This window comes from Spirosoma luteolum (assembly GCF_054778875.1).
The window spans coordinates 17503-28976 of sequence record NZ_BAAGZE010000023.1; the positions used below are offsets into that span (position 1 = coordinate 17503).

General features: G+C 60.1%; 9 protein-coding genes. 3 read left to right on the plus strand and 6 right to left on the minus strand.

Annotated elements, in window-relative coordinates:
• Positions 1-68: 68 nt before the first annotated feature.
• On the minus strand, positions 69-1085 hold the full coding sequence (locus tag ACYVAC_RS20385; RefSeq protein ID WP_461099647.1) for a helix-turn-helix transcriptional regulator: 1017 nt from the start codon (positions 1083-1085) through the stop codon (positions 69-71).
• Positions 1086-1197: 112 nt separating this feature from the next.
• On the opposite strand from ACYVAC_RS20385, the gene ACYVAC_RS20390 reads away from it, so the two are divergent.
• The 3 genes from ACYVAC_RS20390 (at position 1198) to ACYVAC_RS20400 (ending at position 5360) form a co-directional block, all read left to right on the plus strand.
• Positions 1198-2724, plus strand: a complete 1527-nt coding sequence (locus tag ACYVAC_RS20390; protein ID WP_461099648.1) for an RtcB family protein — start codon at positions 1198-1200, stop codon at positions 2722-2724.
• Between the two features lie 124 nt (positions 2725-2848).
• A complete protein-coding gene (locus ACYVAC_RS20395; protein WP_461099649.1) occupies positions 2849-3658 on the plus strand; it encodes a helix-turn-helix domain-containing protein in 810 nt (269 codons plus the stop codon).
• 61 nt (positions 3659-3719) lie between these two features.
• Positions 3720-5360, plus strand: a complete 1641-nt coding sequence (locus tag ACYVAC_RS20400; RefSeq protein ID WP_461099650.1) for a serine hydrolase domain-containing protein — start codon at positions 3720-3722, stop codon at positions 5358-5360.
• A 35-nt stretch (positions 5361-5395) separates the two neighbouring features.
• On the opposite strand, the gene egtD is transcribed toward ACYVAC_RS20400, so the two are convergent.
• The 5 genes from egtD to ACYVAC_RS20425 all read right to left on the minus strand — a co-directional run bounded on the left by egtD (position 5396) and on the right by ACYVAC_RS20425 (position 11389).
• Positions 5396-6436 carry an L-histidine N(alpha)-methyltransferase gene (gene egtD / locus ACYVAC_RS20405; protein ID WP_461099651.1) on the minus strand — a complete coding sequence of 347 codons (1041 nt, stop codon included), beginning with the start codon at positions 6434-6436 and terminating at the stop codon, positions 5396-5398.
• Positions 6403-7569 (minus strand): ergothioneine biosynthesis protein EgtB, encoded by a 1167-nt coding sequence (gene egtB / locus ACYVAC_RS20410; RefSeq protein WP_461099652.1) that lies wholly within the window; start codon positions 7567-7569, stop codon positions 6403-6405. Before egtB ends, egtD begins: the two co-directional genes overlap by 34 nt.
• A gap of 106 nt (positions 7570-7675) precedes the next feature.
• Positions 7676-7939 carry a UBP-type zinc finger domain-containing protein gene (locus ACYVAC_RS20415; RefSeq protein ID WP_461099654.1) on the minus strand — a complete coding sequence of 88 codons (264 nt, stop codon included), beginning with the start codon at positions 7937-7939 and terminating at the stop codon, positions 7676-7678.
• A 196-nt stretch (positions 7940-8135) separates the two neighbouring features.
• Positions 8136-9797 (minus strand): FAD-dependent oxidoreductase, encoded by a 1662-nt coding sequence (locus tag ACYVAC_RS20420; protein ID WP_461099655.1) that lies wholly within the window; start codon positions 9795-9797, stop codon positions 8136-8138.
• A gap of 194 nt (positions 9798-9991) precedes the next feature.
• Complete coding sequence (locus ACYVAC_RS20425) at positions 9992-11389, minus strand: sensor histidine kinase (protein ID WP_461099656.1); 1398 nt, start codon at positions 11387-11389, stop codon at positions 9992-9994.
• Between the last annotated feature and the right edge of the window lie 85 nt (positions 11390-11474).

Sequence of the window (11474 nt, forward strand, 5' to 3'; positions counted from 1 at the left end):
AAAGAGCCGGCAAGTCGGTTTTCTACGATAGCCGGGTCGGCGCCCCCTTCCGTTAGTACATCCCTAAATCAGTCGGTGCCGTAGCCGTTCAGCGCCTGCATCAGCCGGTGCCGGATCCGTTTGCGGAGCCGTTCGGGCGCCAGCACGGTTACCGCTTCCCCGAAGCTCAGTATCTCCCGCTCCAGCTCGTGGTTGAGTTGCACGTCCAGAAGCAAGACTACCCCATCGTTGCGCCGTTCGAGCACCCGCTGCGACGGGTGCAGCGGCTTGGTTTCCAGATAGGGTGCCTGCGCGTGATTAACCAGCAGTTTCACCTGGGTTACGCGCAGGTGCTCATCGACCGTTACGCCAACGACGTGACGGTAGTACGTTTCGGGATCGAGCGGCCCCCGCGACAGGTAATCGATAGGGTCGGCCGGCGCCACCTGCTGAATCCGGTCGAGCGCCAGGTTCATGACCTGCCGGCGCGCATCCTGTACGCCCACCGCAAACCAGCGGTTCTTGAACTCCTTCAGCCACCACACGTGGAAGGGAAACGACTGGGGACTGCGCGCCGAAAACGACTGGTAGGTAAGCTGCACAGGGCGCTGCTGCACCACCGCCTGGTACAGCACATCCAGAAAGTGGAGTCCTTTGAGGTGCTCGTTCTTTTCAAAATCGATTACCGAAACCGTTTTCGTGGCCGACACATAGACGTGGTCTTCGAGCCGCTGAACAACCGTTTGCAGGGCGTCGAAATGCGAAAACCCCCGAAACTGCTTAAGCACATCGACCGCCTGGTTCAGGCGCGTCAAATCGCTTTCCGACAGGGGCAGGTTGGTAATGCTGTAAGTGGGGTCATCGTAGGTATAGTATTTCTTTTCCTGAACGATGATGGGCGCGTAGTAGCCCAGCTTATCGCTGCGCATGAGCTGCAGGTCGGCCTGGATGGTGCGTCGGCTGATGCCCTTGTCGATCCCCTCATAATCATACAGCACCGCCGACACCGCGTCGACCAGGGCATCGAGCGTCCATTTTCGCTGCCGGTTGCGCAGACAGGCGTCTATGGTTTTGTAACGAATCAGGGCGTTGCGGTTAGCCGGCATGGGCTGGTCAGCATTTTTTCGGGAAAATTGGTCCTTTTTTTCCACTACGCAAAAACACTGCGCAGTAGCCGTTCACCTTTGGGTCATCGATAACCACAACGCACCCATCCGCATGGAAACTTCCCTTACCGTTCACGACATCCTGCAACTGGCTCCCATTCCCGACACACTGCATGCCGCCTTCCTTCGGGTGGGCAACGGCCTGATCTCGCGTGCCGGCTACTCGAAAAACCAGGTGCTGGTGCTGATGGCGCAGCTGTTGCAACAGCCGAAACAGTACGCGCACACCAAAAACAAGGGTACCAACCTGGCGCAGGCCATTTATGCCCTCAACAAGCAGGGAATAGCCGTACCGCTGAGCCCCGCCGGAGCCGCCCTCCTGCCGCCCGAGCCCGCTCCGTTCGTGCTGAACGCCCGCGGAAACCAGCCCGAAGCCGATTTCGCGCTTCGCGAGACACCCCTGCCCTACGCCATCTTCGGCCGCGATCAGATCGAAGCGGGGGCCCTGCAGCAGATGGAAACAGCCGCCAGCCTGCCCATTGCAGTGGCCGGAGCGCTTATGCCCGATGCCCACCAGGGCTACGGCCTGCCTATCGGGGGGGTACTGGCCACCGACCCCAACACTATTATCCCCTACGCGGTGGGGGTCGATATTGCGTGCCGGATGTGCCTGTCGGTGTTCGACCTGCCGCCGGCCGTGCTCGACCGCGACGGCTCACTGCTGACCAAAGCCCTGCTCGACAACACGACATTTGGCATCGGTGGCGAAACCCGGCACAAGTTCGACTCAAGCATCATCGACCGCGACGAGTGGCACGCGACCGGGCCCATTCGGGCGCTGAAAGAGAAAGCCTACCGGCAGCTGGGCAGCTCGGGCACCGGCAACCATTTCGTCGAGTGGGGCATCCTGGCGGTCGATCAGCCGGACGACATACTCCGGTTGCCGGCCGGGTCCTACCTGGCCCTGCTGTCGCATTCGGGCTCCCGGGGTTTCGGCGCATCCATTGCCAATTACTACTCGAAGCTGGCCATGCAGAAAACGCGGCTCCCGAAACAGGCGGCCCACCTGGCCTGGCTCGACATGGACACCGAAGAAGGGCAGGGCTACTGGATTGCCATGAACCTGGCAGGCGATTACGCATCGGCCAATCACCACGAAATCCACAACAAGATTGCCCGGCAGCTCAGCCAGCAGCCCCTGGCGCGGATCGAAAACCACCACAACTTTGCCTGGCAGGAGCAGCTGGCCGATGGGCGATCGGTGATGGTACACCGCAAAGGGGCTACCCCCGCCGGTCCCGGCGTACTCGGAATCATCCCGGGGTCGATGACCCAGCCGGGTTTTTTGGTGCGGGGACTCGGTCAATCCGACTCGCTCAACTCAGCCTCGCACGGCGCGGGGCGACTCATGTCGCGCACCCGGGCGTTCGGCACCGTTACACCCCAACAGCTCGGGCAGGCCCTGGCCTCGGCGCAGGTGCAGCTCATCGGGGGCGACCTCGACGAAGCGCCGATGGTGTATAAAAACATCGAAACCGTCCTTGACGCTCAGCGGGAACTGGTGCAGGTACTGGCCCGCTTCTCACCCCGCATTGTCCGGATGGCCGACGCCAATCGGCGGGAAGCCCGCGAAGACTAACCAACACAGCCAGCTGGCTGCGTAGGGCATACGGTGCCTATCGTGTGCCCTACGCCTGCGTTTGCCGAATCCGTGCTTACTTTGCCTGCCGGGCAGCAACCGGTCGCCAACCTTACCAACTACGATGGAATACGTACCGACAGGGCAGTTTTTTGGGCAGACTCACCACGATCTGCGGGTTGGCCATGTTCGGCTGACGGATACGGTGTACACCCATGCCTTTGTCGACTGGCACTACCACCAATACCCATACTTTACGTTTTTACTGGCAGGACAGCTCATCGAAAAAAATCGTCGGCACACCACCCACTGCCAGGCGGGCGACCTGCTTTTTCATAACTGGCAGGAGCCGCACGCAAATACCAAACCCAACGGTTTTGCGCGGGGGTTTCACCTCGAGGTAGAAGATGACTTTCTCCACGAATTCGATCTGGATTTAAAGGGGGTTGCCGGTAACCTGACGATCAGCGACGTAACCGTTAAACTTCGTCTGTACAGCCTTCTGAAAGAACTACACATACAGGATTCGTTTTCAGCGCTCACCATTCAGGCCCATTGTCTCGACATACTCACATCCGTTACCCAGTCAGCCGCTCCGACGGGTAAACCCACATGGCTCGCAAAAGCCACCGAACTGCTCCACGACTTGCCCGTACAGGCGCTTACACTCAGCCGCCTGGCGCAGGAACTGAACCGGCATCCCGTTCACCTCTCGCGCGATTTCCCCCGGTATTTCCGCTGTAGCCTGGGCGAGTACCTGCGTAAAATCAGGATCGGTCAGGCGCTGGCCCTGCTACCCGATACCAGCCTGAGCCTGACCGATATTGCTTTCCGGGCCGGATTTGCCGACCAGAGCCATTTCATTCGCTGTTTTCGGGCGCAACAGCAGCTCACACCCGGCCAGTACCGCCGGCAGGTATTGCAGCTACGTTAATTTCATTCTATTTCGAGCCGATGCCGGCCGGTAGTTTTGTGGTTTAACCCAACCACAGCCTATGTACAGACTGCTGCTCTTTTTGCTAACGGCTTCGGCGGTAGCCCAGACGCCCGATCTGATTTCGCTGCCACCCATCACCGATCCGGTGCACCGGGCCCATGTCGGCCGCATCGTATTCACCCCTGTCGCCATTCCCGCGGCTGACCTGTCTGACTCCGTTCAGCTGACAACATATGAGCTGACCAATAAAAGCAACCTGTTCATGACCGTGTTTATGGGCACCTCGCTTACCAACTACCTGCACCGGCTGGCACCGGAACTGCCCGCCGACACGCTCACCAGAGTCGGCGGTTACCAGTTCAATTTTTACGTCGACAACCGGCTCGTTTACCAGTCCAATCTACACCCGGGCGCCCCTTACGCGTCGGTCAAGAACCGGGAGACGATTATCAGTAAACCACTGATCGACAATCAGAAAGAAGGCGCCTGGTGGAGCCAGTCGGCCTGGAACCGCTTCATGCAACACGGCGGAGACAGCGCCCTGACCGACGGCCCCCATCTATTCCGCTTACAGATTCGGCCTTACCTGAACTGGGGTGGCCTGCGGGTAGGCGAGCCGATTGCCACGGGCACGCTGGCATTGCGGGTGAACCGAAAACCGATTATCGACCCCGCTACTATTCAGCTCAACCACCCCGCCCCCTACCCCGGCTTCGCCGTTAGCCGGGCAGATTTTGACACCAACCGAATCAAAACCCTGAAAGGAGCGATCGAAGCGGGTATGTTCAAGCATATTACGGGCGTGGTGGTCATAAAAAACGGCGAGCTGCTGATCGAAGAATACGCCAACGGAGCCACCCGCGACTCACTGCATGATGTCCGGTCGGTGGGTAAATCGTTTGCCGCTGCACTAACCGGCATAGCCCTGCACGACCGGTACCTGAAGCGGATAAACCAGCCGCTGTCGGCCTTCTATTCCCTGCAGCACGTTGCCAATCCGTCGGCTACCAAAGCCAAAATAACCGTTCGGGAGCTACTGACCATGAGTTCATCCTTCGATGGCGATGACGACGACAGCGACTCACCGGGCAATGAGGAAAACATGTATCCCACGCCCGACTGGATTCGGTTTATTCTGAATCTGCCCGTCAATCCGGGCCGGTTCGGCGGGGCGTGGCATTACTTCACGGCCGGTGTGGTGCTGCTGGGCGACATACTCGACCAAGTGGTGCCGAACGGGCTGGAGCGCTATGCACACCAACAGCTGTTCGAACCACTAGGTATCCGAACCTATCGGTGGACGTACACACCACAACAGCGCGTCAGTCTGGCGGGTGGGATTCGGATGAACGCGCTGGATTTTGCCAAGTTTGGTCAGCTCTACAAAAACGGTGGCCGCTGGAACAATCGACCGATCATGCCAGCGGCCTGGGTCAGCCAAACCTTCACCCGTCACAAAGCCATTCCGGGCCGGGCCGGTGAATATTACGGCTACCTCTTCTGGAACAAGACCTATCAGGTTGGCAGCAAAGCCTGTGAGACGTATTACAGCGCGGGCAACGGAGGCAACAAAATTTTTGTCTTTACCAATCAGCCGTTGGTGGTGGTGGTCACGGCAACGGCCTACGGTACCCCCTACGCCCACCGTCAGGTCGACCAGCTGATGGAGCAGTACGTGCTTCCCGCCGTGCTCGACTAAAGGAGCAGCCTGCCAGCACGCCCCCGTTTGCAGACCTACCGCTCAAACACCACGTCGGTAAAGTAACCCTTGCAGTCGGTGAAGGACGCCCGGACGGTGAAGCCCGTCTGGCGGGCCAGCTCGTCGATCTGGGCGCGGGTAAATTTGCGGGATATTTCGGTATGAATGATTTCGCCGTACTCGAACGACACGGTCATGTCGATCGCCCGAATCTGTACCGTCTGCGTTTTCTGGCTGACGAGGTAGCTGCGGGCCTCGCCCGTTTCGGGGCTGTAGGTTTCGTAATGGTCGAACGTGGCCAGATCGAAATTGGCGTCGAGGTCGCGGTTCAGGCGTCGGAGCAGGTTCAGGTTGAACGCCCGGGTCAGGCCCTGCCGATCGTTGTAGGCGGCATGAATCACGGCCGGGTGTTTCTGCAGGTCGAAACCCGTCAGCACCAGGTCGCCGGGCTGGAGCCGGTCGTGCAGCTGCCGGTAAAAGTCGATGGCGTCGGCCGGAGCGAAATTACCGATGTTCGACCCCAGAAACAGCACCACGCGCCGGGCATCCGACTCTTCGGAAAGTTGCTGCAGGGCGTTGAAATAATCGTCGTGGCGGGGGTTGAGCCGCAGCCCTGGCCACTGTGCCCGCACATCGGCCGCCAGCCCCTCGAGCGCATCGGCCGAAATATCGACCGGCGCGTAGGCAAAGTCGGCGTGTTCAGCCGCAAAGTGAGCCAGCAGAATCTTGGTCTTCAGGCCGTCGCCGGCCCCCAGTTCGACCAAATCGAACGAGCGATCGCCCACGGCAAACAAATCGAGCAGCGCAGCCTTGTTGGCCTCCAGAATTTCGTACTCCGACCGGGTCAGGTAGTACTCCGGCGCATACATGATGGCCTGAAAAATGCGGCTCCCCTCGGCATCGTAAAAAAACCGCGACGACAGCCGCTTGGGTGTTTGCCGCAGGCCCGTCCGGACTTCCTCGGCCAGCGCCGGATCGATCACCGGTTCGCTGGTGACGGGGTGCTGTACTGCCTGCGGTGATTCCGGCAGGCTGATTGGCGTTACTTCACCAACCGAATGCCCATGTACTGCCATTGTTTGTCGGGTTGAAAGAAATTGCGATAGGTAGCGCGGGCATGGCCCTCGGGAGTGGCCACCGAGCTGCCCCGCAGCACGATCTGGCCACTCATGAATTTACCGTTGTATTCGCCCACGGCCCCTTCGGCCATGGCAAAACCCGGGTAAGGCAGGTAAGCTGAGTTGGTCCACTCCCAGCGCGTGCCCCAGTTCAGTTGGTCGGCGCAGGCCTCCCACTCGAACTCGGTGGGCAGGCGGGTGCCTTTCCAGCGCGCGTAGGCGTCGGCTTCGTACTGGCTGACGTGGCAGACCGGCGCATCGGGGTCGATGGGCTGCAGACCGGCAAAAGTGTAGGCATGCCAGACCCCGTCGATGTTGTGCCAGTAGAGCGGGGCTTTGGCCCCCGTGCGGTTCACCCAGGCCCAGCCGTCGGAGAGCCAGTGCCGGAACTGCTGGTAGCCCCCCGCCCGGATAAAGTCGAGATACTCGGCGTTGGTAGCGAGTTGCCCCGACAGCGTAGTATCGTTGAGGTAGACCTTGTGGCGGCCCAGCTCATTGTCGAAGCTGAACCCCTGGCCGGCATGCCCGATCGTATAAACCCCCGCGTCGATGTGCGCGTCGGGCCGGGACTCCTGAGCCGCCAGCGGGTTTTCGCGCACCGGCATGTCGATAGCCGGCAGCAGCGGATTGTGGCCCAGAATATATTTGATGTCGGTGATGAGCAGTTCCTGGTGCTGCTGCTCGTGGTTGAGGCCCAGGTCGAGCAGCGTCAGCAGATCGGCGGTGGGTTCGGCCTGCGCCAGAAACCGACTCATGTGCTCGTCGACGTAGGCCCGGTAGGCATAGACCTGCGCCACGGTGGGGCGGCTCAGGTTGCCCCGATCGGTGCGCAGCACGCGCCGGCCTACAGTCTCGTAGTAGCTGTTGAACACAAAGCTGAAATCCTCGTGAAACACCCGATAGCCAGGCACGTGGGGCACCAGCACGAAGGTTTCCCAGAACCAGGTGATATGCCCGAGGTGCCACTTCGGCGGACTCACGTCGACCATCGGCTGCACCACATAATCTTCGGTTTCAAGACCCCGGCAAATAGCTTCGGAGTGGCGTCTGACGCGCAGGTACTGCTGCGTGAGCGTGTGTTCGGCGATCATACAGGGTCTAACTACAGGTGGGGGCTGGGTGTTTGGGCGATCCGGCTATTTTGCGTTCAGACCGGCGCCAGCACGGGCAGGCCTATACGCTATCCCGTTGCTGGGGTCAGTAGCGGGCCATCTGCTCGTCGACATAACACCAGAGCCAGCGCTCGCCGGGCTCGGCCGACGCCACAACCGGGTGCTGGGTGGCGTGGGCGTGTTTCGTGGCGTGTTTGTTGGGCGAGGAGTCGCAGCAAAGCGTGGTGCCGCAGGTCTGGCAGGTGCGCAGGTGCACCCAGCGGTCGCCGGTTTTAACGCATTCGTCACAAACGTATTCGCGGGCGGTTTTGGGTTCCGTCAGCGCGGTCAGGTGAGAACAGGCAGGCATGGGGAGAGGGCGGTTTGGGGTTAGTTGTTTGAGGTTTGTCGTTCACAGTATGCCGTTTTCAGTATACAGTACACAGTGTAAAGTTTACAGTATACAGTGCTTGGTTTTTAGTACGTAGTATGTATTATTTAGTGAGAGCTTTCTTAGTTTCGGAAAACCGTATACTGTAAACCGAAAACTACATACTGTGAACCAGTTAGTTTTCGGCCAGGTACTTATGCACGAAACTGACGGCCATAGCGCCTTCGCCTACGGCCGAGGCTACACGGTTCATGGCGCCGGCCCGTACGTCGCCGGCGGCAAAAATGCCGGGGCTGCAGGTTTCTAGCAGGTAGGGTTCCCGTTTCTGCCGCCATACTTTCCTGAACTCCGCATACCGGCCCATATCGCGACCGGTGGCAATGAACCCTTTGGGATCTTTGATGATGTCGAGGGCAATCCAGTCGGTCAGGGGTTTGGCGCCGATAAAGATAAACACCCCGCAGGCCGGCACATTCCGGCGCTCGTGGGTATCCATGTTTTCGAGCGTGACGCAATCGAGCTGCTGATCGCCCGAAGCCGCTACCACCTCCGTACAGCCCAGTACGTTGATGTTGGGCGTGTTGTTGATCTGGTCGATCAGGTACTGCGACATGGTTTCGCTCAGATCGGGCCGGCGCACGCAGATGAATACCTCCGAGGCTGTGCGTGACAGATACATGGCCCCCTGCCCGGCCGAGTTGCCACCCCCGACAATGTAGACCGGCTTGCCCCGAAAAGCGTAGGCTTCGGTGGTGGCAGCCCCGTAGTAGACGCCCGCGCCGGTATATTTCTCGAGGCTTTCATTGTCGAGCTGCCGGTACGACACCCCCGTACTGAGTACGATGGCGCGGGCCACCACCTCGCTGCCGTCGGCCATCCGAATGTGTTTGTACTGCCCGTCCGACGTAATCGACACCACTTCCTGCGGAGCCAGAAACTCCACCTCGAAGCGTTGGGCCTGCGCCAGCGCCCGCCGGGTCAGGTCGGCCCCGCTCAGGCCGTTGGGGAAACCGAGGTAGTTTTCGATGCGCGAGCTGGTACCCGCCTGGCCACCCGGCCCGCGCCGGTCGATCAGGATGGTTTTGAGCCCTTCTGACCCGCCATACACGGCAGCCGCCAGCCCGGCCGGACCCGCGCCGATAATGGCCAGATCGTACAGACTTTCCGATGCTTTCGGGCTCAGCCCCAGCTTCTCGCCCAGTTCGGCCAGGGTTGGCTGCACCAGCGTTTCGCCCTCGCCCAGTACCACCACCGGCAACGCCGACCGGTCGAGTCCGTAGAGGTCGAGCAGCTCCTGAGCGGTCGGATCGTTCTCGATATCGTGCCACTGGTAAGGAAACAGGTTACCGGCCAGAAAATCCTTGACCGCGTGCGACTGGGGCGAAAACTGGTAGCCGATCAGCCGCAGCCCGTCGAAGGGGGGCCGGTTGTTCGACTGCCAGTCGCCCAGCAGATCGTCGAGCACGGGGTACAGTTTCTCAGCCGGCGGGTCCCAGGGTTTGGCAATGTAATAGTCGAGCTGTACCTCGTTGATGGCCCGGACGGCCGCATTGATATCGGAGTAGGCCGTCAGCAGGGCGCGTTTAGCGTTGGGAAACACCTTGCGGGCTTCTACCAGAAACTCCACGCCCGTCATGTCGGGCATCCGCTGATCCGACAGAAACAGGGCTACCTCCTCCCCCTGTTTTTTGAGATCGGGCAACGACTCGAGGGCTTCGCGGGCCGAGGTAGTTGCCAGAATGCGATAGGCTTTCCGGTACTGCTGCCGCAGGTCGTGCTGAATGGCCTGCAACACCTGTGGGTCGTCGTCGATGGAAACAATGATGGGTAGACGCATTTGGTAAAGAGCGAAAAGCTTTGTAAAGAGCGAAAGAATGAAAGAGCGGAAGAGCAGTGGCTGCCGGAAGGCCTCGTAAAGAGCGAAAGAATGAAAGAGCGAAAGAGCGATGACTGCCGGAAGGCCTGGTAAAGAGCGAAATAGCGATGGCGCGCTTACTCGTTCACTCATTCACTCATTCGCTCTTTCACTCTTTAAATCGGCAGGCAGACGCTAAAATCGGTATGGCCGGGCTGGGAATGGACGTTGATAGAGCCATTGTGGTGGCGAACGATGCCCTGTACAATATCGAGACCCAGCCCCGTGCCCTTGCCAATTTCTTTGGTCGTGAAGAACGGATCAAAGATATTCCCTTTTATGGCATCCGGAATACCCGATCCGTTGTCGATAACGTGGGTCAGCACGAAGTCGAGACCGTTGGCCTGATGGTCTACAGCGCTCCGGATGGTGATGGTCCCCCCGTCGGCTACGGCATCGATAGCGTTGTCGATCAGGTTCGTCCAGAGCTGGTTCAGCTCGCCCGGCCAGCCGCAAACCGCCGGCAGATCGTCGGGCAGGTCGAGGGTCATGATAATGTGCTTCTGCCGGATCTTGTGGTCGAGCAGGGTTACCGTACTGCGAATACCCTCACCCAGCGGCACGAGCGTTTTGCCGGCCCCGCGGTCCATGTGGGTGTAGTTTTTGATCGAGCTGACCAGCGTATCGATCCGCCCCGATGCGTCGCTGATATCGACGACCAGCCGCTCGGTCACCAGGTTATCGACGATCCAGGTAATCACGCCCGGTACGTTTTCTTCGCCCACACACTGGCGCAGCTCCTCCAGATCATGGGCCGTATAACCAAAATCGACCAGCGGACTGGTCAGGTCAAGGCTGCAATCGGCCATGTTGTTATCGTCGAGCCAGTCGGTCAGTTCATCCTCGCTCCGGCTGCGGGCCAGCATACTCAGGGTGGGTGCTTTCTGGCCGAATTTCTTGAACAGGAGCGCCGTCACTCCGTCGATCTGCTCGTCGGTTAGGGTCATGCGCATCAGGCGTTTCACCGTGTCGGGCGTAGCGCCGAGGTGCCGCCGAAGCGTATCGGCCGAGCGCACGATGGCCGCCACCGGGTTGTTCAGCTCGTGGGCCAGTCCTGCCGACAGCCGCCCGAGCGACGCCATCTTGTCTTCCTGCTGGGTGAAACGCGTGAAGTCGCGCACGCGCGTCGTCATCTGCTGCACGAGCGCTTCGGTCAGTTCGTAGTGGGCCTGCACCAGCGGCCGCAACTGATCGCGGTGGAGCCGCAGCAGGTGCGATGGGCGCTCGACCAGCAGCCGGCTCTGTATGCGATTCATCCGCGAAAACGGCAGCACGCCCAGCAGCCCCGTAGGTTCGTAGACCGCAATATCGTCGTCGGGGCCGTTCTGCCCACTGTCGATCACGATGCGGCCATCCAGCAAAAAAAACAGATGATCGGCCGGGTCGCCGATGTTGGCCAGCACCGCGCCGGCTTCGTACTGGTGTTCGGTGGCCTGGTCGGCTACCCACTGAAGCTGGTCGGCCGGTACATCGGCCAGGGCAGGAATCTGCCGCAGCAGGGCTGGTAAGTCCATACGGATCGGTGGTGGTAACAGGGAGGTAACGCCCGGCCGGTAGGTTTGGTTACGGGCGCGAACGTACATTTGTAAAAGCGGTCGG